Here is a 21,400-nt window from a genome sequence, read left to right on the forward strand (position 1 = left end):
GGTGATGGCTGTGCGTCAGGCGCGCGTCGCTGCGACGCGTCTACGAGCCCGCTTCGATACGCCGTTCACCAGCGCCCAGCGCATCAGGGGCGCAACAAGCCTCACACCTGGACGTACGAGCGCCCGCCTCACACGGGAAAACGTATCGAAGCCCAACATCGCCTGCGCCCACTCCGGGAGCAGATCGACACCGGCGTTGAGTATCAGCGTGCCCGCCGGCCGCATTGTGGCACCTGGCGGCCGCGCGCTCATCAGCACATTCACGACTTCACGCGTGCGCGAGCTGGCTTCCAGCTCAGGCCGCATCGCGACCAGATAAGCTTCTATTTCGGCCCGCGAACGGGGAATCTCGACGGCCCCGAGCATTTCGGCGATTCGGGCCGTTTCGGCAAAGTACTGATCCTGCGCTTCGACAGGCAGCGCGGGATTCACGTAGCGCATATGCGCGGTCATAAAGCTGGACACTTCCGCGACGTGCACCCATGTCAGCAACGCGGGGTCGCTCGCACGGTAGGGCCGGCCATCGGGCGCGGTGCCTGCGACCCCGGAATGGATCTGCTTCACGCGCTCGATCAGGGCGAGTGCGTCGCGACGGTTGCCATACGTCGTGCCCGAGATGAACGTCGCGGTACGACGCAGCCGTCCGAGGATATCGGTGCGGAACGAGGAGTGATCCCAGACACCGGCCAGCGCGAGCGGATGCAGCGCCTGAAGCAGCAGCGCGCTAATACCGCCCGTCATCATCGACGTGAAGTCGGAGTGGACTTTCCAGCAGACGGCATCGGGGCCGAAGAGGCCGGGGTCACCGGGTGGCGAGGAGTAATCGAGCGACGGGCCGCTGCCGCTCGTCAGGTGCGTCACGCCCGCAGCCAGCCTCGAACGCAAACGTTTCGCGACAAGCTGCGCGAACCCCGTTTGATCGCCTTTCGGACTGGCTTGATCGGACATCGCCTGGCTCTTCCTGTGCTGGTGCCTGATGCAATGTTTGGCGCGGGGGTCAGGGCTCGCCCGAATCCCACAGGTTGCGTACCGGACTCGACGTATCCGGTGCAGCAAGACCGAAATGCCGATACGTCAGCAGCGTGGCGACCCGGCCGCGTGGTGTGCGCTGCAGGAAGCCCTGCTGGATCAGATACGGTTCGAGGACGTCTTCGATCGTATCGCGCTCTTCGCCGATTGCCGCGGCCAGGTTGTCGACGCCGACCGGGCCGCCGTCGAACTTGTGCAGGATCGCTTCGAGCAGCTTGCGGTCCATCAAATCGAAGCCGACCGGGTCGACGTCGAGCATGGCGAGCGCGGCATCGGCGACTTTCGCCGTGATGTTGCCGTCTGCCTTCACTTCGGCGAAATCGCGGACGCGCCGCAGCAGGCGGTTCGCAATCCGCGGTGTGCCGCGCGAACGTTTCGCGATTTCGAACGCGCCGTCGGGATGAATCTGCGCGCCGAGCAGCGACGCCGAGCGGCGGACGATGCGTGCCAGCTCCTCCGCGTTATAAAACTCGAGTCGCGCGACGATGCCGAAACGGTCGCGCAACGGATTCGTGAGCATCCCGGCGCGCGTGGTCGCGCCGACAAGCGTGAACGGTTGCAAATCGAGCTTGACGCTGCGAGCGGCCGGACCCTCGCCGATCATGATGTCGATCTGATAATCCTCGAGCGCCGGATACAGGATTTCCTCGACCACCGGAGACAGGCGGTGGATCTCGTCGATGAACAGCACGTCGTTCGCTTCGAGATTGGTGAGGAGCGCCGCGAGATCGCCTGCGCGTTCGAGCACCGGCCCGGATGTCTGTCGCAGATTGACCCCCATCTCGCGCGCGATGATATGCGCGAGCGTGGTCTTGCCGAGGCCCGGCGGCCCGAACAGCAGCACGTGGTCCAGCGATTCGGACCGGCGTTTGGCCGCTTCGATGAAAATTTCGAGCTGGCCGCGCACCTTTTCCTGCCCGACGTACTCGTCGAGCTGGCGCGGGCGCAATGCGCGCTCGAACGCTTCTTCGTGCGTCGATACGGGCGTGGCCGCGATGATGCGCTCGGCGGCGAGTTTGTCGGTTTCGATCATGGGCACATTGTACCGCGCGGCGCTCGCCGTTAAAGCTGGCCGAACGGCCAGGGTGCGCGAGGCGCTCCCGTATGTGAAGCTCTACCCGTCGCCGCGTGCAGGCCAGCCTGTCAGGTCCGCTCAGGTCTTGGACAACGCCTTCAGCGCGATCTTGATGCCTTCGGACACACCGGTGCCAGCCGGCACGTTCTTGACGGCTGCCAACGCTTCTTTTTCGGAGTAACCCAATGCGAGCAATGCGTTCAGAATATCGCTGGCGTGATCGGATGCCGACGCCGCGCCGGCCATTGCGCCGAGATCGGCGCCCAGTTTGCCCTTCAGTTCAAGAAGCAGCCGCTCAGCCGTTTTCTTGCCGATGCCCGGCACCCGCGTCAGGCGCGCGGAGTCCTGCAGCGTGACGGTCTGCGACAGTTCGTGCACGCTCATTCCGGATAGCACTGCGAGCGCCATGCGCGCGCCGATGCCCGTGATCTTCAGCAGTTCGCGGAAGGTCGAGCGTTCCTGCGGGGTGCCGAAACCGTACAGGAGATGCGCGTCCTCGCGCACGATCATCTGCGTGAGGAGCACCACCTTTTCGCCGGTCGACGGCAGGTTGTAGAAGGTACTCATCGGGACGTCGACTTCGTAGCCGACGCCGTTGCAGTCGATGAGCAGGTGCGGCGGATTCTTTTCCAGCAGGACGCCGGCAATGCGACCGATCATGGCAGGTTCGAGGATGAAATAAACGGCGAGTGTAGCGCAGGGCGCCGCGGCACGGCGCAGTTGCAGGGCAAAAGACGCGGGGGCCGAGCTCGTGCGGCGCAAGCGTGCGAATTGACCGGTCCGGAAGGGTTCAATAAACTGAGATCCCTTTTGCGGCAATGTCGACAAAAGGACTTTCCCATGCTTAGCCTCACCACGCTCGCGCTCTTTTCAGGCGCATGTCTCGCGCTCACCGCCACACCCGGCCCCGATATGTTGTTGATTGCGTCTCGCAGCGTCAGTCAGGGACGTGCAGCGGGCTTTGCGTCGCTGGCGGGCATTCTCGCCGGCACGTACTGTCATGCGCTTGCAGCGGCGTTCGGTCTGTCGCAGCTGTTTCTGGCGGTGCCCGTGGCGTATGACGTCGTGCGGTTCGCGGGTGCGGGTTATCTGCTTTTTCTCGCGTGGAAGACGTTCCGGGCCGAGGGAACGGTGTTGTCGCCGAGTGCCGGGATGCGTCGTTATCCGACGGGCAGAATCTTCCGGCAGGGGCTGTTGACCAACCTGCTCAATCCTAAGGTGGCGCTGTTCGTCCTCGCGCTGTTTCCGCAGTTCGTGCGCCCTGAAGCCGGATCGATCGTCGCGCAGATTCTGCTGCTGGCGACCGTGCTCAACCTGATCGGTCTTTGCGTCAACGGCGCGGTGATCTTGATGGCGAGCCGGCTGAGTGACAGGCTGAGTGGCAGACTCACGTCGGGCCGTCGGCCGTCGAGGGTACCGCAGTATCTACTCGCATCAGTCTTCGCGGGACTTGCGTGCCGGTTGGCCCTGGCAAGCCGGAACTGAGTACAAAACGGCGCGAGGCAGAGCAGCGGGCTCTTTCGACAGTGATCGAGCAGGCGGCGGGACGTGCCCCACCGCCTGCGCGGAGCCCTAGCCCACCAGCCGCCCGCGCCGCACGCGCAGCCCTTTCTTCGCGAGGCCTGGTGCGATGCCGCCCAGCGTGCCGAGCGTGCCGCCGCTGTGTGCATGACAGATTGCCATACCGAGTGCGTCAGCTGCGTCGGTGCCGGGTACGCCGGACAGATTCAGGAGACGCGCAACCATCTGCTGCATCTGCTCCTTGGATGCGCGGCCATAGCCGACCACGGCCTGCTTCAACTGCAGCGCCGTGTATTCGGCGACCGGCACGCCACCCGCGACCAGTCCACAGATTGCGGCGCCGCGCGCCTGACCGAGCAGAAGCGTCGATTGCGGATTGACGTTGACGAACACTTTTTCGATGGCGGACTGATCGGGCGCATGCTGACGGATAAGTGTCGAAATCCCCTCGAAGATCGTGCCGAGCCGCGATGGGAGATCGGCATCGGCAGTCTTGATGACGCCGCTTGCGACATAGCTGAGTTGATGACCGGTCTGGTCGATCACGCCGAAGCCGGTAACACGCAAACCAGGGTCGATGCCGAGAATTCTCATGAGGTGCGATGCGGACGAAGTGCCTGCGATACTACAACGAACGGGCCGCACAGCGGGCGGCTCGGGGCTGCATCGCGGGAATAAATGCCTCATGCGGGCCTGGGGGAGGCGGGCGCAGGTGGAAACCTATCGAAATCTCAGCGGCGACTCGGGCGTAGTGGCATACAACATCGGCGATGACTTCGTCGCGGTCCGATTCAGATCGGGCGATGTCTACTGGTACACCTATGCCAGCACGGGAGCGCAGCATGTCGACACGATGAAGATACTGGCGCGCCGCGGGCAGGGCCTCAGCACATATATCAGTTCACATCCCGATGTGAGAGACGGTTACGCCCGGAAAGAACCCGACGAATAAACACCACGCCAAGAAAAACGGCCCGACAGGAAAACCTGTCGGGCCGTTTCAATCAACCATTAGACCGGGAAGCAACCGGCTGAACCTGGGTGACGGCAGAACGGGCAGAACGGGCAGAACGGCAGCGCCCCAGTCAGCGAGCTTGAATCAGTGACGGAAGTGACGCACGCCCGTCAGCACCATCGCGATGTTGTGCTCGTCGGCGGCGGCGACCACTTCGTCGTCGCGCACCGAACCGCCTGGCTGGATCACGCAGGTAGCGCCAGCGGCTACGACCACGTCCAGGCCGTCGCGGAAGGGGAAGAACGCGTCCGACGCCACGGCCGAGCCGTTCAGCGACAGGCCGGCGTTCTGTGCCTTGATGCTCGCAATCCGCGCCGAGTCCACGCGGCTCATCTGCCCTGCGCCGACGCCGAGCGTCATGCCGTTTCCGCAGAACACGATCGCGTTCGACTTCACGTACTTCGCAACGCGCCAGGCGAAGAGCAGATCGTCCATTTCCTTCGGCGTCGGATGACGCTTCGTGACAACGCGCAGCTCGCGCGGCTGCACGTTGCGCGAATCGAGCGACTGCACCAGCAGACCGCCGCCCACGCGCTTCAGGTCGAACGCGTTATGGCCATCGCCGAGCGCGATTTCAAGCAGACGCACATTCTGCTTCACGGCAAACACCTGGCGCGCCGCCGCGCTGAACGACGGCGCGATCAGCACTTCGACGAACTGCTTCGACACGGCCTGCGCCGTCGCTTCGTCAACTTCGCGGTTGAACGCGATGATGCCGCCGAACGCCGAGGTCGGATCCGTCTGGAACGCCTTCACGTATGCTTCGTTCGCGTCCGCGCCCACGGCCACGCCGCAAGGGTTCGCGTGCTTGATGATCACGCAGGCCGGCACGTCGAACGTCTTCACGCATTCCCATGCCGCATCGGAATCGGCGATGTTGTTGTACGACAGTTCCTTGCCCTGCAGCTGGCTGTAGTTCGCGAGCGCGCCAGCCGGCACCGTGAGGTCGCGATAGAACGCGGCGCTCTGGTGCGGGTTTTCGCCGTAGCGCAGGTCCTGGACCTTGTCGAACGCGAGGTTGAAGGTCGCCGGATAGGTGTTGCGCGATTCGTGCCTGAGTTCGTCGGTCAGGCTCGTCAGGTAGTTCGTGATCGCGCCGTCGTATTGCGCGGTGTGCGCGAACACCTTGGTTGCGAGACGGAAGTTGGTCTTGTAGCCGACCGAATTGTTGTTCGCACGCATTTCGTCGAGCACGACAGAGTAGTCGGCCGGATCGACCACCACGGTCACGTCGCGATGGTTCTTCGCCGCGGAGCGCAGCATCGTCGGGCCGCCGATGTCGATGTTCTCGATCGCGTCTTCGAGCGAGCACTCTTCCTTCGACACCGTCTGCACGAACGGGTACAGGTTCACGACCAGCAGGTCGATCGTCGGGATGCCGTGCTTCTCAAGCGCAGCCATGTGTTCAGGCAGGTCGCGGCGCGCGAGGATGCCGCCGTGCACCTTCGGGTGCAGCGTTTTCACGCGCCCGTCGAGCATTTCCGGGAAGCCCGTGTAGTCGGCGACTTCGGTAACGGACAGGCCCGCGTCCGCGAGCAGTTTCGCGGTGCCGCCAGTCGACAGGATCTTGACGCCGAGGTCCGACAGCGATTTGGCAAAATCGACGATGCCGGACTTGTCGGAAACGGAGATGAGCGCTTGCTTGATCATGATGAGAAAGCCGGGAGGGACTTGAGGGGCGCAGGAAGTAATAAACCCGTAGTAAATCCGCTACAGCAGACCGTGCTGTTGCAGCTTCTTGCGCAGCGTATTGCGGTTGATGCCGAGATACTCGGCGGCCAGCGACTGATTACCGCCTGCCTGCTCGAGCACCACCTCGAGCATCGGTTTTTCGACGCACGATACGACCATGTCGTAGATGTCGTGCGGGTTGGAGCCGTCGAGATCCTGGAAGTACATGTCCAGGCTATCGCGGACGCATTGTTCGATGTTGTGCTTGCTCATGCTGCCAGTCGGTCGTTATTGTCCGGCTCGCCGTCATTGTCTTGGGCATCTTCTTCAACGTAAACAAGGCGGTCGGAAAGCGCCTTTTGCGCGTCGAAGAATTCGTTGACGGCGAGCAGTTGTTCGCGCGTGGTGTCCAGCGTATTCATGCGATGCCGGAACACGTTGGCGCCAGAAAGGCCGCGAGTGTACCAGCCGATGTGTTTGCGCGCAGTGCGGACTCCGGTGAATTCGCCGTAGAACGCGTAATGATCTTCGAGGTGTTCGTTCATCACCTGCTGGATCTCATCGATACGCGGCGGCGGCAGTAGTTCGCCTGTCTGCAGGAAATGCTCGATCTCGCGGAAGAGCCACGGGCGCCCCTGCGCCGCGCGGCCGATCATGATCGCATCGGCGCCGGTGAGGGCGAGCACCTCGCGTGCCTTTTGCGGCGTCGTGATGTCGCCGTTCGCGACGACCGGAATGCGCACCGCGGCCTTGACGGCAGCGATGGTCTCGTATTCGGCGTCGCCGTGATACAGGTCCGCACGCGTGCGGCCGTGCACGGTCAGCATCGAAATGCCGGCGTCTTCAGCCAGACGCGCAACGGTAAGCGCATTCCTGTTGTCGCGATTCCAGCCGGTGCGGATCTTCAGCGTGACGGGCACGGCATCCGGGCCGATGCCCACCGCGCTGACCACTGCCTCGACGATGCGCTGCACGAGCGGCTCGTTCTGCAAGAGCGCGGAGCCCGCGGCGACGTTGCACACCTTCTTGGCCGGACAGCCCATGTTGATGTCGATGATCTGTGCGCCGTTCGCCACGTTGTAACGCGCGGCTTCGGCCATCATCGCCGGATCGGCGCCGGCGATCTGCACGGAAATCGGCTCGACTTCGCCTGCGTGATTCGCGCGGCGCATGGTCTTCTCGCTTTTCCACAACTGCGCGTTCGACGCGACCATCTCCGACACGGCATAGCCCGCGCCCAGCCGCTTGCACAGCTGGCGGAACGGCCGGTCCGTGACGCCGGCCATCGGGGCGACGAACAGGTTGTTGCGCAGATTGTGGGAGCCGAGAGTAGGCATGGCAAGAGAGGCGGCCGACCGGTCGATAGCGGATCGAAACGGTCGCGGAATGCGAGGGAAAACCGCCATTTTACCGTTAACGGCAACCCGAAAGATCACTTGCGTCTGACGTAACCCTTTAAATCTTCTATGAAAGCCCGCTCGGTCATAGACCTTCGGCGGCTCGCGAGCCGGTTGGCGCGTGACCCGCCGAAGGGGTCAGCGACGCTGTCCGAACATCATTTGCCGCGCAAGAGCGGTCTTCACGGGCGGCACGAATTCCAGCGCGGTGAGCGCGAGCCCGCGCAGCGTGGCGAGCGGCGGGAAGTCGATGGTAAAGAGGCGCGCGAGGGTGTCCGTGGCGCCGATCGTCAGGCGCCGGTCCAGCGCGCGGCGCGCGGCGAAGGCTGCGAGCGCGACCGGCGTCGCGCCGTGCTGGGCCAGTGCGTCGACGAGCGCGTGGGCGTCGCGCAAGCCGAGATTCAGGCCCTGACCGGCTACCGGATGCAGCGTCTGCGCAGCGTTGCCGATCGCGACGACGCGGCCCTTGACGAGCGTATCGACCGCATTGAGCCCGAGCGGAAAGGATGCGCGGCCTTTGATCTGCGTAAAACGGCCCATCCGGTTGCCGAAGGCGGCGCCGAGTTCGGCGAGAAAGGCGTCATCGGAGAGTTGCGCGCGGCGCGCGGCTTCTTCGGGCGAGCAGCACCAGACGAGCGCGTAGTCCGCGCCGCGCACGCCGCCCGTCGGCAGCAGCGCGATCGGGCCTTCGGACGCGAAGCGCTCCCATGCGACGTGCGGTTGCGGGGCCGACAGCGTGACCGTGCCGACGAGGGCGGTCTGGCCGTAGTCGCGCGTGGCGCCCGTGCCGCTACGCTGCTCGTGATAGAGACCGCCTTCGGCGTTCACGAGGATCCGCGTGCGCAGATTGCGCGCGACGTGCGCGCTTTCGATCGGCAGCGTGACGCCGTCGTCTGCCTGCACTGGCTGCAGTGCGGCGGTCGAGCGAAACCAGTGCACGGGCGTCGCGTGCACCGCTTCCGCCAGCGTATGCACGATCGAGCCGTAGCGCAGCACGTAGCCGAGCGCAGGCAGGCCGTGCTCCGTGTGGTCGATCAGCGTGCGGCCGAAATGGCCGCGCTGCGAGACATGAATCCGCTGGATCGCCGTGGCGTCGCCGGGCCAGCGAAGCGGCTCGAGAATCATCCGGCTGCCTTGCGATACGGCGATCGCGCGTGGATCGGATACAGCATCTTCCGGCTCGCGTGCATCGACGAGCGCCACCGAAAGCGCCTGCGTCGCGCTGCGTTTCGCCAGCCAGCCGGCCAGCGCGAGGCCGACCGGCCCTGCGCCGACGATTGTCACGTCGAAGTCGAACGGCGCTTCAGCCTGCGTGTGCTGTGGCGTGTCCGTCGACGGTTGGGCTACTTCATTCATCTGGTCTCGATTCCCTTCACTCACACGCGGCGCCCGCTGACGCGCGCGCAGCCTGCATCAGCGCTTCGATTTCGTCGACCTTGACCGGCACATCGCGCGTCATCAGTTCACAGCCGGTTGCGGTGACGATCGCGTCGTCCTCGATGCGGATACCGATGTTCCAGTAGCGCTCGGGGACGTCGTCCGCAGCGCGGACGTAGAGGCCAGGTTCGATCGTCAGCGTCATCGACGGCTTCAGCGTGCGCCAGGGGATGGCGCCCTGTTCGTCGCGCGGCGCGGAGCGCTCGCGGTAGTCGCCGCAATCGTGCACGTCCATGCCGAGCCAGTGGCCGGTGCGGTGCATGTAGAAGCGCGCATAGGCACGTTCGGCGATCACATCGTCGACCGAAGCGAAGCGCTGACGGTCGATGATGCCGGTATCCAGCAGCCCCTGCGCCAGCACGCGCACGGCTGCCTGATGCGGCGCCTCGAAGTCGACGCCGGCACGCGTCGCATCGATGGCCGCCTGCTGCGCAGCCAGCACGATGTCGTAAAGCTCGCGCTGCGCCGGGGTGAAGCGGCCGCTGGCGGGGAAGGTCCGGGTGATGTCGGACGCGTAGCCGTCGAGTTCGCACGCGGCGTCGATGAGGATCAGATCGCCGTCCCGCGCGATCGCGTTGCCCGCCGGATAGTGGAGCACGCAGGCATTGGCGCCCGCCGCGACGATCGAGCCGTACGCCGGACCCTGCGCGCCATGCTTGCGGAACGTGTAGAGCAGTTCCGCTTCGAGTTCGTATTCGCGCACACCGGGACGGCAGGCCGCCATCGCCCGACGATGCGCCTTTGCCGAGATCTGGCCTGCGCGGCGCATGATCGCGAGTTCGTGGGCGTCCTTGATGAGGCGCATCTCGTCGAGCACCGGCAGCAGATCGTGGATCGCGCCGGGCGCCGTGACGCCGCTTCTGCCCTGTGCGCGCACCGCCTCGACCCAGCCGCGCACCTGGCCGTCCAGTTCAGCGGATGCGCCGAATGCGTAGTGCAGCGCGGGCTTGTCGGCGATCAGGTGCGGCAGGTGCGCGTCGATTTCGTCGAAGGTGAACGCGGCGTCGAAGCCGAACGCCTCGCGCGCGCCCTCGGGACCGAAGCGGAAGCCTTCCCACGTTTCGCGCTCGACGTTCTTCGCCCGGCAGAACAGGATCGAGCGCGGTTCGCCCGATGCCGCGCTGGCGTCGAGCACGAGCAGCGCTTCGGGTTCCGTGAAGCCTGTCAGGTAGTAGAAGTAGCTGTCGTGCCGGTACGGATAGTCGGCGTCGCGGTTGCGCAGCACTTCCGGCGCAGTGGGGACGATGGCGACGCCGCCGCCTGCTTCCCGCAACGCGGTGAGGACGCGTTCGCGGCGCTGGCGGTAGACGTCGACGGCGATGGTGAGTTCGGTCGGCTGGTTCATCGTGCGATTGTAGCGCTCACAGCCTTCGATGCGCGGCCGGGCCGGCCGGCGGCGCAGCTGTTAGCCATCCGGCCAGCTAGCCGTCGAGGAGCGCTTGCCGCAATGTTGCAATCCGTCCACAGCTCCGTTCGGCGCGCATCACAAGACGCCAGGACGTCGTCTGGATGAATGCAAACCAACGTATACTTCCGCCGAAATCCAAACAGGGCAGTGTGTCATGAAACTCATCGGTTCTTTCCCCAGTCCGTTTGTCCGCAAGGCGCGGATCGTGCTCGCCGAAAAGAAGATCGACTACAGGCTGGTACTCGAGAACGTCTGGGCGCCGGAAACCACGATTCATACGTTCAATCCGCTCGGCAAGGTGCCGTGCCTCGTCATGGAAGACGGCGAGGCCGTGTTCGATTCGCGCGTGATCTGCGAATACGTCGATACGCTGTCACCGGTCGGCAAGCTGATTCCGCAGTCGGGGCGCGAGCGCGTCGAGGTGCGCTGCTGGGAAGCGCTCGCCGACGGAATCCTGGATGCGGCCGTGCTGATCCGCCTCGAAGGAACGCAGCGTCCGGCCGACCATCGCAGCGAAGCATGGGTTGCGCGCCAGCAGCGCAAGATCCACGACGGTCTCGTGGCGATGTCGCAGGGTCTTGGCAGCAAGAACTGGTGTGCGGGGAATCACTACACGCTTGCCGATATCGCGCTCGGCTGTGCACTCGGCTATCTGGACTTCCGCATGCCGCAGCTGAACTGGCGCGAAGCGTATCCGAATCTCGACAAGCACTTCCAGAAGCTGTCGCAGCGCCAGTCGTTCATCGATACGGTGCCGTCAGACTGACCTGCCGGGGCGGGCTGAGGCGAGCGTCACCGTCGCCGTGACGCCGCGGCCGCCTGCGCCTGGCTCCAGCGTGATCTCGCCCCGGTGCGCCACGACGATCTCGCGCACGATAGCGAGCCCGAGACCGGTGCCTTCGGTGTCCGCCGACGCGCGATAGAACGGCTCGAACACACGGCTGCGTGCTTCGGCCGGAATGCCCGGGCCGTCGTCCGACACGGTCAGCGTGACGGTTGCGCCGTCGTTTTTGACGGCGACGGTGACGTGCCCGCCCGCAGGCGTGTAGCGAATCGCGTTTTCGGCGAGATTCGCGACGAGCGCCGACAGCAGTCCCGGGTGCCCGGTTACGGGCGCGGGGCCGGCCAGTTCGGCGCCCAGATCGATCTCGCGCGTCTGCGCGAGCAGCGCCAGATCCTCGACGACGTCCATCGCCAGCGCGGCGAGATCCACCGGTTCATTCGCGAGTTGCGTGTAGTCAGCCGCCTCGGCCTGCGCGAGCAGGAGCAGCTTGTTGGTGAGCCCGACCATCGACTGGTTGCTCCGGTGCATCGCCGCGAGCGCCTCCGCCAGCTCCGGCCCGATACCGCCGTGCTGTCGCGCGAACTGCAACTGCGTGCCGAGCAGGGTCAGGGGCGTGCGCAACTGATGGGCGGCATCCGCGATGAAGCGTCGCTGCGCGGCGACCTGCACACCCAGCCGTGCGATGCATTGATTGATCGCTTCGACGATGGGCCGCAATTCCGTATGCAGCCGCTCGACCCGAATCGGCTCGAGCTGCATCGGGTCGCGGTCGGCCACGTCGTCCTTCACTTTCAGGAGCGGCCGCAGCTCGAACGTGAGCCCGATGCACACGAGCGCCACCGCCAGCACGATCATCTCGATCTGCCGCACCAGCTGCGGTCGCCAGAGCTGCTCCGCCATTGCATCGCGCGAGCGCACGGTCTTGCCGACCGATACCAGCACGCGCCGCGTCGCGCCGTTGTCGTACATCTGCCGCACGACGCCGACCGCGCGCGCGGGCTGGCCATGCAGGCTGGCGTCGTAGTACTCAGGTTCGTCGGATGGCTGGCTTGCGCTGCGTGGGAAATCCGGGGTGCCGGCAAGCAGCCGGCCGTCGTCGACGGTCACGCTGTAGAACACCTGATCGCGATACGGCGAGACGAACACTTCGAGCGCGGCGGGCGGCACATCGACGGTGAGCGAGCCGTCCACCCATTCCACTTCGCCCGCGATCATCCGCGCCGACGAGACCAGCTTGTTGTCCTGCACCAGATCCGCTGTGCGCCGGGCGTTGTCGAACTCCGCCTTGCCGGTGACGAAGACGTACAGCGCAAGCGGTACGAGCAGCCACCACAACAGGCGCACGCGCAGGCTATTGGTCATCTTCTTTCTTGCGCAGCAGATAACCGAGCCCGCGCAGCGTGACGATCGCCGCCGAGCTGCCATCGAGCTTCTTGCGCAGCCTTGAGATGTAGATTTCCACGGCGTCTTCGCTTGGTTCGTCGGCGAGCGTGAAGATCGCGTCTACCAGAGCCGGTTTCGAGACCGTCTTGCCGAGCCGCAGGATCAGCGTTTCCAGCACCGTCCGCTCGCGGGGCGTAACGTTCAGCGGCGCGCCTTTGAGCGTGAACTGACGCGTGTCGATATCGAACGCCAGATCGCCGCACACCACTTCGCCCGCTTTCGACGGCGACTGCCTGCGAATCAGCACCTTGATGCGCGCAACGAGTTCGCGTACTTCGAACGGTTTCACCAGATAGTCGTCGGCACCGGCGCCGAGCAGTTCGACCTTTTCATCGATCGAGCCGCTCGCGGTCAGGATCAGCACGGGCGTCGCGTCGCCGCGCTGGCGCAGGCGGCGCAGCACGTTCTTGCCTGACAGCTTCGGCAGGTTCAGATCGAGCAGCACGACATCGTAGTGATTCATGCGCAGCAGATGGTCGGCGGCATCGCCGTCCTGGACCGAGTCGAGTGCGAACGACTCCTGTTCGAGCATCTTCGCGAGCCAGTGCGCGAGCGTCGGATTGTCTTCGATCAGCAGGAGCTTCATGGTGGGGAGGGCCGTCAATCAGGCCGTCGATTGTGCCGTAAAACGTGGGCTTTGCGCGCTTTCAGCCGTGCTTGCCGGACAGAAAGCAGGACTGCGCCATGACCACGGGTTAACACCCATGATTTGCCAACGGCCCCGAAAGCTTGCAGAAGGCTTGGAATTTCTATAATCCGCCACATTCATCCAGAAAGCGCCGCAGCATAGCGGCGACCCAACCTCAGGAGACTGCTTGATGCGTACCTTGCGCCAGATTGCCGCTGTGTCGGGTGTTGCGTTTGCTCTCGCGGCCGCTTCGGCTGCCGCTCATGCCGAAAAACTCACGATCATGGTCGGCGGCGCCACCAAGATCATCTATCTGCCGGCCAAACTGACCGAACAGCTCGGCTATTTCAAGGACGAAGGGCTCGACGTCGAGATCCTGTCGCAACCGGCCGGCGTCGACGCGGAAAACGAACTGCTCGCGGGCGCGGTGCAGGGCGTGGTCGGCTTCTACGATCACACGATCGACCTGCAGAGCAAGGGCAAGGAAGTGCAGGCGCTGGTGATCTTCGGTCAGGTGCCGGGCGAAGTCGAAATGGTGTCGACGAAAGCCGCCGACACGCTGAAGACCATGGCCGACGTGAAGGGCAAGACGCTTGGCGTGACCGGTCTCGGTTCGTCGACGAGCTTCCTCACGCAATACCTTGCGCAGCGCGCGGGCGTGCCGTCGACGCAGTACACGCTGCTGCCGGTCGGCGCGGACAACAGCTTTATCGCCGCGATCAAGCAGAACCGCATCGACGCCGGCATGACGACGGAGCCGACCGTCTCGCAACTGCTGAAGACCGGCGACGCGAAGGTGCTGGTCGACATGCGCACCCTCGAAGGCACGCGGGCTGCGCTCGGCGGCACCTATCCGGCGTCGAGCTTCTACGTGCAGCGCGCGTGGGCCGAGTCGCACAAGGATGAAGCCGCGAAGCTGTCGCGCGCGTTCGCGAAGACGCTCAACTTCATCGCGACGCACAGCGCCGAAGACATCGCCGCGAAGATGCCGAAGGACTACTACGGCAACAACAAGGACCTGTACGTGGCCGCGCTGAAGTCGTCGCTGCCGATGTTCACGAAGGACGGCAAGATGCCCGCCGATGGTCCTGACACGGTGCTGAAGGTGCTGTCCGCATTCAATCCTTCGGTGAAGGGCAAGCACATCGACCTCGCCAAGACCTGGACGAACGACTACGTGTCTTCCCCGGCCGTCAGCACGGCGTCGAAGTAAGGCAACGGACCAATCCACACAATCACGCAAGGAATGAGGCAGCAGGCGATGAATCAACCTTTGTCACGCGGCACACCGGCTATCGAGCTACGCAACGTGTCGTGCCGTTTCATTTCCCCGGACGGCAAGGCGACGATCGCGTTGCGCGATTTCAGCATGTCAGTGGCGAGAGGCGAATTCGTCGCCGTCGTCGGACCGACGGGCTGCGGCAAGTCGACGACGCTCAGCATGATCACGGGCCTCCTCAAGCCGACCACCGGCGAAGTGCGCGTAATGGGTGCGCCGGTGGATGGCATCGATCCGCGCATCGGCTTCGTGTTTCAGGCGGACGCCGTGTTTCCGTGGCGTTCGGTGCTCGATAACGTCGCGGCGGGTCCGCTGTATCGCGGGCGCTCGAAATCGGCGGCGTACGACGAGGCCGATGAATGGCTGCGCCGTGTCGGTCTCGACAAGTTCGGCAAGCACTATCCGCATCAACTGTCGGGCGGGATGCGCAAGCGCGTCGCGCTGGCGCAGACCTTCATCAACAAGCCGGAAATCCTGCTGATGGACGAGCCGTTCTCCGCGCTCGACATGCAGACCCGCACGCTGATGCAGGATGAGCTGCTGCAACTGTGGTCAGGCACGGGCTCGGTCGTGTTCGTCACGCACGATCTCGAAGAAGCGATTGCGCTCGCCGACCGGGTGTTCGTGCTGACTGCGCGGCCCGCGACGCTGAAGAAGGTGTATGAGATCGACCTGCCGCGTCCGCGCGTCACCTCGGAGATCCGCTACGACCCGCGCTTCATCGAGATCTCACGCGATATCTGGCACGACCTGCGCGAAGAAGTGCAGATCGGTTAATCAAGCAAAGCGGAGCACATCAGGCATGTCCACCCCTCAACAAACGATGCCGTCGGGCATCGATCCCACGTCGCTCGCGCAGGTCGAGCGCGTCGCGCAAAAGCGTATCCGTCAGCGTCAGGCGCTGGTGATTTCGCTGCGCATTCTCGTGCTCATCGTCGTGCTCGGCGGCTGGGAACTGTCCGCGCGGCTCAAGTGGATCGATCCGTTCTTTTTCTCGATGCCCTCGGCGATCTTCAATCAGATCATCGACTGGTTCGTGAACGGCACCTCGCAAGGGCCGCTTCTCACGCAGGTCTGGGTGACGCTCGAAGAGACCGGTCTCGGTTTCATCATCGGCTCGGTGGCCGGCGTGTTTTGCGGCATCGTGCTTGGTCGCAACAAGCTGCTGTCCGACGTGTTCAGCCTCTACATCAAGATCGCCAACTCGATTCCGCGCGTCGTGCTCGGCTCGATATTCGTGATTGCACTGGGTCTCGGGATGGCGTCGAAGGTGGCGCTCGCGGTCGTGATGGTGTTCTTCGTCGTGTTTGCCAACGCGTTCCAGGGCGTGCGTGAAGCCGACCGCTACATGATCGCGAACGCGCAGATTCTGGGGGCATCGCGCCGTCAGGTGACGACATCGGTGGTGATTCCGTCGGCGCTCAGCTGGATTCTGGCCAGCCTGCACGTGAGCTTTGGCTTCGCGCTGGTCGGTGCGGTGGTCGGCGAGTTCCTGGGTTCGAAGCAGGGCATCGGGCTGCTGATCTCGACGGCGCAAGGCGCGTTCAACGCGAGCGGCGTATTCGCGGCGATGATCGTGCTCGCGGTGGTGGCGCTGGCGGCAGACTACCTGTTGACGGCTGTCGAGCAGCGCCTGCTGAAGTGGCGGCCGACTGGCGCATGATTTGTGCCTCAGGCGTAAGCGACGCCTGATTCCGTAGTGGCAAAGAAAAAGCGCCTGCATGTGAACTGCAGGCGCTTTTTTTCGTTTGGCATGGCGTCGCGACATCGCTTGCCGGATTACACCGCAGCAGGCTCCAGCTTCGCCGCGAACGAATCGCTTCGCGCGACCGGCCACCACTTTTCGTACAGCGAGTAACGATAGTTGCCGTTCAACAGATCGTTCGGCTCCAGATACTTCAGCAGCTCCGACATCAGCCGCACTTCATGCGAGGACACGCGCCGCACGATGTGATGTGCGCGCAGCTCCGACGGATGATGCAGGCCCGCGGCCTGAATGATTTCCTTCAGCGCATGCAACGTGTTGTGATGGAAGCTGAACACGCGATCCGACTTGTCAGGCACCACGAGCGCGCGCTGGCGCACCGGATCCTGTGTCGCGACACCGGTCGGGCAGCGGCCGGTGTGACAGGTCTGCGCCTGGATGCAGCCCACGGCGAACATGAAGCCGCGCGCCGCATTGACCCAGTCGGCGCCGATCGCGAGTGTTTTGGTGATATCGAACGCGGTGATCATCTTGCCGCTTGCTCCCACGCGAATCCTGTCGCGCAGGCCGACGCCGACGAGCGTGTTGTGCACGAGCAGCAGACCTTCCTGCAACGGCACGCCGACGTGATCGGTGAATTCGAGCGGCGCCGCACCGGTGCCGCCTTCCGCCCCGTCGACTACGATGAAGTCAGGCAGGATGCCCGTTTCCAGCATGGCCTTGGCGATGCCGAAGAATTCCCACGGATGGCCGATGCACAGCTTGAAGCCGGTCGGCTTGCCGCCCGACAGCGTGCGCAGCCGTTCGACGAATTCGAGCAGGCCGCGCGGCGTCGAGAATTCGGAGTGCGTCGCGGGCGAGATGCAGTCGCGGCCCATCGGCACGCCGCGCGTCTCGGCGATTTCCGGCGTGATCTTCGCGGCCGGCAGCACGCCGCCGTGGCCCGGCTTCGCGCCTTGCGACAGCTTGATTTCGATCATCTTCACCTGCGGCTCCTGCGCCTGCTTCGCGAATTTTTCCGCGTTGAAGGTGCCGTCGTCGTTGCGGCAGCCGAAGTAGCCCGAAGCGATTTCCCAGATGATGTCGCCGCCGTGCTCGCGGTGATACTTCGACATCGAGCCTTCGCCGGTGTCGTGCGCGAAGTTGCCTTTCTTTGCGCCCAGGTTGAGCGCCATGATCGCGTTCGCCGACAGCGAACCGAAGCTCATCGCCGACACGTTGAAGATCGACATCGAATAAGGCTGCGCGCGCCCGGGTCCGACGACGATGCGGAAGTCGTGTCCGTCGAGCGTGGTCGGGGCGAGCGAGTGGCTGATCCATTCGTGCGCGACCGCTTTCACGTCGAGCTCGGTGCCGTAGGGGCGGCTGTCGACGTCGTTCTTCGCGCGCTGATAGACGATGCTGCGCTGGGCGCGCGAGAACGGTTTCTCGTCGGTATCGTTTTCGACGAAGTACTGACGGATCTCCGGCCGGATGAATTCGAACAGGAACCGGAAGTGACCCCACAGCGGGTAGTTACGCAGGATCGCGTGCCGCTCCTGGGTCAGGTCGAAGACGCCGAGCGCGACCAGCGCGAGCGGCACGATGCTCCAGAACCACGAGAGGTGATGCAGCGCGGCGAGCGCCACGGACGCGACCAGCAGCAGGACCGCGCACCACACGGCCAGATAACGTCGAGAGAACATGGAGACTCCATTGCAGTGAAGATCACCGCAGCGGGATGGGCCGCGCCTGAAACGCGAGCTTTGGCGCAGACGGGATCCGCCGCGGGGTGAGATTGACAGCTGTCTGTCGATGCGTCGGGGTAAATCGGACCGCTGGTGCAGCAAGGACGTCCCGCCACTGCGCGTGACGGCGTGATGGGGGGCCGCCTTGCCGCGTCAGGCACGGCGCGCCGTGAGGAGCGCTGCCGTCTGTGGCTGGCGCGCCACGGGTTGCGCAGTCGCGGCGTGCTCGATGATGCCGCCGCCGAGACACACGTCGCCATCGTAGAGCACCGCAGATTGCCCGGGTGTGACAGCCCACTGGGCAGCGTCGAAATCGAGGCCGAAATAGCACGGACCGGCGAGGCCGCCCACGAGGTCCATCGTAGTGAACGTGCACGCCGCATCGGCCTGGCGATAGCGCGTCTTCGCGCCGCACGCGAAGCCTTCCGTGGGCGGTTCACCCGCGACCCAGCTGGTATTGCCTGCACTCAGCGAATGACTGAGCAGCCACGGATGATCGTGCCCCTGCACGACATAAAGCGTGTTCGACGGGATGTCCTTGCCTGCGACGAACCACGGCTCGCCGCTGCCTTCCTTGCTGCCGCCAAGCCCGATGCCCTTGCGCTGGCCGAACGTATAGAACGCGAGCCCGATGTGCTCGCCGATGACCTTGCCGTCGGGTGTCTTCATCGGGCCGGGCTGGGTCGGCAGATAGCGGTTCAGGAAATCGCGGAACGGCCGTTCGCCGATGAAACAGATGCCGGTGGAGTCCTTCTTTTTCGCGTTCGGCAGGCCGATCTGCTCAGCGATTTCACGCACTTTCGTCTTCGGAATCTCGCCGAGCGGGAAGAGCGTCTTCGACAGTTGCGCCTGGTTCAGCCGATGCAGAAAATACGACTGGTCCTTCGTGTGGTCTTTGGCCTTCAGAAGCTCGAAACGGCCGCTCTGGCCGTTCTGGCGCACGCGCGCATAGTGGCCCGTCGCGATGGTTTCCGCGCCGAGCGACATCGCGTGATCGAGGAACGCCTTGAACTTGATCTCGGCATTGCACAGCACGTCCGGATTCGGCGTGCGGCCGGCAGAGTATTCGCGCAGGAATTCGGCGAACACGCGGTCCTTGTATTCGGCTGCGAAGTTGACCGCCTCGACGTCGATGCCGATCAGGTCGGCCACCGACACCACGTCGATCCAGTCCTGCCGGGTCGAACAGTATTCGCTGTCGTCGTCGTCTTCCCAGTTCTTCATGAAAAGACCGACGACGTCGTATCCCTGTTCCTTGAGGAGCCACGCGGTCACCGACGAATCCACGCCGCCCGACATGCCCACTACGACTTTCTGCTTGCTCATTGTCTTCCTGCTACTTCTGGTTGCTACCTGATCGGGGTGGCCCGACCGAGTGCGTGTGCACGAAGTCGAGCGGGAAACGCCGGCCTGCGAGGTAATCGTCGATACATTGCATCACGAGCGGCGTGCGGTGCCGCTCCTGGCAGGCACGCAGTTCGTCGGCGCTCATCCACAGCGTGCGGACGATATCGGGATCGAGCGCGCGGTCTTGCGCCGGTTCGCGGCTCGCGCCGCAAAACGTGAAGCGCAGATAGGTGACGCCCTCGGACTGCGGACGGCCGAAATGCGCCATGTAGACGCCGACGAGCGCCTCGGGCGCGAACGGATGCGCCGTTTCTTCGAGGGTTTCGCGGATCACCGCCTCGACGAGCGTTTCGCCCGCCTCCAGATGGCCGGCGGGCTGATTCAGCCGCGCTCCGTCGGACGTATGTTCCTCGACCACGAGAAAGCGCCCGTCGCGCTCGACGATGGCGGCCACCGTGACATGCGGAGCCCAAGTTTCCGGTTTCATGGGACGGCATTTTACCGTCTATGGGGCACGGCTGCCGGGAGGCGGACAGGCGGCGGGAAAACCGCCGGCAAGCCGGTCTAGCCGGTCGCTCTCCCAAATCCGGCTGGCCCGGCCATTCGGGCTTTCTGTAACCCGGATCGTCCCTAATTCCGATTCGCCCCCCGGTTTCGGTTAAAGTGGGGCAGTTAGCCGTTGTTGCAAATCGCAAGCCGGCGTGCCTCGTCGGCAGATCTGTGTGAAATAACAGGAAGGTCGAGGAGGATTCAACGATGCACATCGGAGTGCCAGCCGAGACGCGCGCCTACGAAACCCGCGTTGCCGCGACGCCCGAGACGGTCAAAAAGTACGTGTCCCAAGGCCACCGGGTCACGGTCCAGAGCGGCGCCGGCACCGGCGCCAGCTTCCCCGACGACGCTTTTGCGGCCGCCGGGGCGGAACTTGTCGACGCGCAAACCGCGTTCGGCGCCGATCTCGTCCTCAAAGTCCAGTCGCCGACTGCTGCCGAACTGCCGCTCCTCAAGCGCGGCGCGGTGCTGGTCGGCATGCTCGAACCTTTCAATGCCGACAATGCCGCGCAGCTCGCTGCTGCCGGCGTGACCGCATTCGCGCTGGAAGCCGCGCCGCGGACCACCCGGGCGCAAAGCCTGGATGTGCTGTCGTCGCAGGCCAACATCGCCGGTTACAAGGCCGTGCTGCTGGCCTCGACGCTCTACCCGCGCTTCATGCCGATGCTGATGACGGCCGCCGGCACCGTGAAGGCGGCGCGGGTGCTGATTCTGGGCGCGGGCGTCGCGGGTTTGCAGGCGATCGCGACGGCCAAACGCCTTGGCGCGGTGATCGAGGCGTCCGACGTGCGGCCGGCCGTGAAAGAGCAGATCGAATCGCTCGGCGCGAAATTCCTCGATGTGCCCTATGAAACCGACGAGGAGCGCGACGCGGCGCAAGGCGTCGGCGGCTATGCGCGGCCGATGCCGCCTTCGTGGCTTGCCCGTCAGTCGGCGCTGGTGCACGAACGGGCCAAACAGGCCGACATCGTGATCACGACGGCGCTGATTCCCGGCCGCCCGGCGCCGACGCTGATTTCCACCGAAACCGTGCAGTCGATGAAACCGGGCTCCGTGCTCATCGACCTGGCGGCGGGACGTGGGCCGGAAGTGGACGGTGCAGGCGGCCGGCGTGGCGGCAACTGTCCGCTGACCGAAGCCGACCAGGTCGTCACGAGGCATGGCGTGCAGATCGCCGGCTATACGAACCTGGCGTCGATGGTCCCGGCCGACGCGTCGTCGCTCTACGCGCGCAACCTGCTCGACTTCCTGAAGCTGATCATCACGAAGGAAGGCGCACTCAACATCGATCTTGCGGACGATATCGTCGCGGCCACGCTGCTGGCCCGCGACGGCGAAGTCACGCGCAAGGCTTAGCACTACGTGCATGGGACCAGAGTAAG

21 protein-coding genes are annotated in these 21,400 nt (G+C 64.6%); 7 read left to right on the plus strand and 14 right to left on the minus strand.

The genetic code is table 11. The features are described from left to right. Positions 1 to 15 precede the first annotated feature (15 nt). The 3 genes from P3T23_RS18700 to ruvA all read right to left on the minus strand — a co-directional run bounded on the left by P3T23_RS18700 (position 16) and on the right by ruvA (position 2,764). Positions 16 to 948 (minus strand): oxygenase MpaB family protein, encoded by a 933-nt coding sequence (locus P3T23_RS18700; protein ID WP_429317638.1) that lies wholly within the window; start codon positions 946 to 948, stop codon positions 16 to 18. Positions 949 to 997: 49 nt separating this feature from the next. Continuing rightward, the gene (ruvB, locus tag P3T23_RS18705; RefSeq protein ID WP_429317639.1) at positions 998 to 2,062 is read right to left on the minus strand and encodes a Holliday junction branch migration DNA helicase RuvB; all 1,065 of its coding nucleotides are present in this window, start codon (positions 2,060 to 2,062) and stop codon (positions 998 to 1,000) included. 120 nt (positions 2,063 to 2,182) lie between these two features. Continuing rightward, entirely contained in the window at positions 2,183 to 2,764 is a 582-nt protein-coding gene (gene ruvA / locus P3T23_RS18710; RefSeq protein ID WP_429317640.1) for a Holliday junction branch migration protein RuvA, read from the minus strand. Between the two features lie 180 nt (positions 2,765 to 2,944). Between ruvA and P3T23_RS18715 the strand changes: the two genes are divergently transcribed. Then, positions 2,945 to 3,589 carry a LysE family translocator gene (locus tag P3T23_RS18715; RefSeq protein WP_429317641.1) on the plus strand — a complete coding sequence of 215 codons (645 nt, stop codon included), beginning with the start codon at positions 2,945 to 2,947 and terminating at the stop codon, positions 3,587 to 3,589. 87 nt (positions 3,590 to 3,676) lie between these two features. On the opposite strand, the gene ruvC is transcribed toward P3T23_RS18715, so the two are convergent. Next, positions 3,677 to 4,219 (minus strand): crossover junction endodeoxyribonuclease RuvC, encoded by a 543-nt coding sequence (gene ruvC, locus P3T23_RS18720; RefSeq protein ID WP_429317642.1) that lies wholly within the window; start codon positions 4,217 to 4,219, stop codon positions 3,677 to 3,679. Positions 4,220 to 4,337: 118 nt separating this feature from the next. Between ruvC and P3T23_RS18725 the strand changes: the two genes are divergently transcribed. Then, on the plus strand, positions 4,338 to 4,577 hold the full coding sequence (locus P3T23_RS18725) for a hypothetical protein (protein ID WP_429317643.1): 240 nt from the start codon (positions 4,338 to 4,340) through the stop codon (positions 4,575 to 4,577). Between the two features lie 147 nt (positions 4,578 to 4,724). Here the strand turns inward: P3T23_RS18725 and purH are convergent, their stop codons facing one another. The 5 genes from purH to P3T23_RS18750 form a co-directional block, all read right to left on the minus strand. Then, on the minus strand, positions 4,725 to 6,290 hold the full coding sequence (gene purH, locus P3T23_RS18730) for a bifunctional phosphoribosylaminoimidazolecarboxamide formyltransferase/IMP cyclohydrolase (protein WP_429317644.1): 1,566 nt from the start codon (positions 6,288 to 6,290) through the stop codon (positions 4,725 to 4,727). A gap of 60 nt (positions 6,291 to 6,350) precedes the next feature. Then, positions 6,351 to 6,584, minus strand: coding sequence for a Fis family transcriptional regulator (locus tag P3T23_RS18735; protein ID WP_133660946.1), 234 nt, complete (start codon positions 6,582 to 6,584; stop codon positions 6,351 to 6,353). After that, positions 6,581 to 7,648, minus strand: coding sequence for a tRNA dihydrouridine synthase DusB (dusB, locus tag P3T23_RS18740; RefSeq protein WP_429317645.1), 1,068 nt, complete (start codon positions 7,646 to 7,648; stop codon positions 6,581 to 6,583). Before dusB ends, P3T23_RS18735 begins: the two co-directional genes overlap by 4 nt. Before the next feature lie 198 nt (positions 7,649 to 7,846). Continuing rightward, a complete protein-coding gene (locus P3T23_RS18745) occupies positions 7,847 to 9,064 on the minus strand; it encodes a UbiH/UbiF/VisC/COQ6 family ubiquinone biosynthesis hydroxylase (protein WP_429317646.1) in 1,218 nt (405 codons plus the stop codon). Positions 9,065 to 9,080: 16 nt separating this feature from the next. After that, complete coding sequence (locus tag P3T23_RS18750; protein ID WP_429317647.1) at positions 9,081 to 10,490, minus strand: aminopeptidase P N-terminal domain-containing protein; 1,410 nt, start codon at positions 10,488 to 10,490, stop codon at positions 9,081 to 9,083. Between the two features lie 217 nt (positions 10,491 to 10,707). Between P3T23_RS18750 and P3T23_RS18755 the strand changes: the two genes are divergently transcribed. After that, positions 10,708 to 11,319, plus strand: coding sequence for a glutathione S-transferase C-terminal domain-containing protein (locus tag P3T23_RS18755; RefSeq protein ID WP_429317648.1), 612 nt, complete (start codon positions 10,708 to 10,710; stop codon positions 11,317 to 11,319). Here the strand turns inward: P3T23_RS18755 and P3T23_RS18760 are convergent. Together P3T23_RS18760 and P3T23_RS18765 are read right to left on the minus strand one after the other, a co-directional pair. Continuing rightward, positions 11,311 to 12,699 (minus strand): sensor histidine kinase, encoded by a 1,389-nt coding sequence (locus P3T23_RS18760; RefSeq protein WP_429317649.1) that lies wholly within the window; start codon positions 12,697 to 12,699, stop codon positions 11,311 to 11,313. The genes P3T23_RS18755 and P3T23_RS18760 overlap by 9 nt on opposite strands. Continuing rightward, a complete protein-coding gene (locus tag P3T23_RS18765; RefSeq protein WP_429317650.1) occupies positions 12,689 to 13,366 on the minus strand; it encodes a response regulator in 678 nt (225 codons plus the stop codon). The genes P3T23_RS18760 and P3T23_RS18765 overlap by 11 nt, the downstream gene beginning before the upstream one ends. A gap of 232 nt (positions 13,367 to 13,598) precedes the next feature. Here P3T23_RS18765 and P3T23_RS18770 point away from each other — a divergent pair, with 232 nt between their 5' ends. The 3 genes from P3T23_RS18770 to P3T23_RS18780 are packed head-to-tail and all read left to right on the plus strand — an operon-like array spanning position 13,599 to position 16,350. Beyond that, the gene (locus P3T23_RS18770) at positions 13,599 to 14,621 is read left to right on the plus strand and encodes an ABC transporter substrate-binding protein (RefSeq protein WP_429317651.1); all 1,023 of its coding nucleotides are present in this window, start codon (positions 13,599 to 13,601) and stop codon (positions 14,619 to 14,621) included. Between the two features lie 48 nt (positions 14,622 to 14,669). After that, a complete protein-coding gene (locus tag P3T23_RS18775) occupies positions 14,670 to 15,464 on the plus strand; it encodes an ABC transporter ATP-binding protein (protein ID WP_429317652.1) in 795 nt (264 codons plus the stop codon). 25 nt (positions 15,465 to 15,489) lie between these two features. Further along, positions 15,490 to 16,350, plus strand: coding sequence for an ABC transporter permease (locus P3T23_RS18780; protein ID WP_429317653.1), 861 nt, complete (start codon positions 15,490 to 15,492; stop codon positions 16,348 to 16,350). A 116-nt stretch (positions 16,351 to 16,466) separates the two neighbouring features. On the opposite strand, the gene P3T23_RS18785 is transcribed toward P3T23_RS18780, so the two are convergent. From P3T23_RS18785 to P3T23_RS18795, 3 genes are all read right to left on the minus strand, one after another. Further along, entirely contained in the window at positions 16,467 to 18,077 is a 1,611-nt protein-coding gene (locus P3T23_RS18785) for an FMN-binding glutamate synthase family protein (protein WP_429317654.1), read from the minus strand. 195 nt (positions 18,078 to 18,272) lie between these two features. Continuing rightward, positions 18,273 to 19,445: a tRNA 2-thiouridine(34) synthase MnmA gene (gene mnmA / locus P3T23_RS18790; RefSeq protein ID WP_429317655.1), complete on the minus strand. Its 1,173-nt coding sequence runs from the start codon at positions 19,443 to 19,445 to the stop codon at positions 18,273 to 18,275. A gap of 10 nt (positions 19,446 to 19,455) precedes the next feature. Then, positions 19,456 to 19,953: an NUDIX hydrolase gene (locus P3T23_RS18795; protein WP_429317656.1), complete on the minus strand. Its 498-nt coding sequence runs from the start codon at positions 19,951 to 19,953 to the stop codon at positions 19,456 to 19,458. 269 nt (positions 19,954 to 20,222) lie between these two features. Between P3T23_RS18795 and P3T23_RS18800 the strand changes: the two genes are divergently transcribed. Continuing rightward, a complete protein-coding gene (locus tag P3T23_RS18800; RefSeq protein ID WP_429317657.1) occupies positions 20,223 to 21,374 on the plus strand; it encodes a Re/Si-specific NAD(P)(+) transhydrogenase subunit alpha in 1,152 nt (383 codons plus the stop codon). The last annotated feature ends 26 nt before the right edge of the window (positions 21,375 to 21,400 follow it).

Source organism: Paraburkholderia sp. GAS448, from assembly GCF_050435685.1.
Taxonomy (GTDB): domain Bacteria; phylum Pseudomonadota; class Gammaproteobacteria; order Burkholderiales; family Burkholderiaceae; genus Paraburkholderia.

Coding starts and splice junctions, on each gene's coding strand:
- P3T23_RS18700 (WP_429317638.1), bottom strand. CDS start 948: ATGTCCGATCAAGCCAGTCCGAAAGGCGATCAAACGGGGTTCGCGCAG.
- ruvB (WP_429317639.1), bottom strand. CDS start 2,062: ATGATCGAAACCGACAAACTCGCCGCCGAGCGCATCATCGCGGCCACG.
- ruvA (WP_429317640.1), bottom strand. CDS start 2,764: ATGATCGGTCGCATTGCCGGCGTCCTGCTGGAAAAGAATCCGCCGCAC.
- P3T23_RS18715 (WP_429317641.1), top strand. CDS start 2,945: ATGCTTAGCCTCACCACGCTCGCGCTCTTTTCAGGCGCATGTCTCGCG.
- ruvC (WP_429317642.1), bottom strand. CDS start 4,219: ATGAGAATTCTCGGCATCGACCCTGGTTTGCGTGTTACCGGCTTCGGC.
- purH (WP_429317644.1), bottom strand. CDS start 6,290: ATGATCAAGCAAGCGCTCATCTCCGTTTCCGACAAGTCCGGCATCGTC.
- P3T23_RS18735 (WP_133660946.1), bottom strand. CDS start 6,584: ATGAGCAAGCACAACATCGAACAATGCGTCCGCGATAGCCTGGACATG.
- dusB (WP_429317645.1), bottom strand. CDS start 7,648: ATGCCTACTCTCGGCTCCCACAATCTGCGCAACAACCTGTTCGTCGCC.
- P3T23_RS18745 (WP_429317646.1), bottom strand. CDS start 9,064: ATGAATGAAGTAGCCCAACCGTCGACGGACACGCCACAGCACACGCAG.
- P3T23_RS18750 (WP_429317647.1), bottom strand. CDS start 10,490: ATGAACCAGCCGACCGAACTCACCATCGCCGTCGACGTCTACCGCCAG.
- P3T23_RS18755 (WP_429317648.1), top strand. CDS start 10,708: ATGAAACTCATCGGTTCTTTCCCCAGTCCGTTTGTCCGCAAGGCGCGG.
- P3T23_RS18760 (WP_429317649.1), bottom strand. CDS start 12,699: ATGACCAATAGCCTGCGCGTGCGCCTGTTGTGGTGGCTGCTCGTACCG.
- P3T23_RS18765 (WP_429317650.1), bottom strand. CDS start 13,366: ATGAAGCTCCTGCTGATCGAAGACAATCCGACGCTCGCGCACTGGCTC.
- P3T23_RS18770 (WP_429317651.1), top strand. CDS start 13,599: ATGCGTACCTTGCGCCAGATTGCCGCTGTGTCGGGTGTTGCGTTTGCT.
- P3T23_RS18775 (WP_429317652.1), top strand. CDS start 14,670: ATGAATCAACCTTTGTCACGCGGCACACCGGCTATCGAGCTACGCAAC.
- P3T23_RS18780 (WP_429317653.1), top strand. CDS start 15,490: ATGTCCACCCCTCAACAAACGATGCCGTCGGGCATCGATCCCACGTCG.
- P3T23_RS18785 (WP_429317654.1), bottom strand. CDS start 18,077: ATGTTCTCTCGACGTTATCTGGCCGTGTGGTGCGCGGTCCTGCTGCTG.
- mnmA (WP_429317655.1), bottom strand. CDS start 19,445: ATGAGCAAGCAGAAAGTCGTAGTGGGCATGTCGGGCGGCGTGGATTCG.
- P3T23_RS18795 (WP_429317656.1), bottom strand. CDS start 19,953: ATGAAACCGGAAACTTGGGCTCCGCATGTCACGGTGGCCGCCATCGTC.
- P3T23_RS18800 (WP_429317657.1), top strand. CDS start 20,223: ATGCACATCGGAGTGCCAGCCGAGACGCGCGCCTACGAAACCCGCGTT.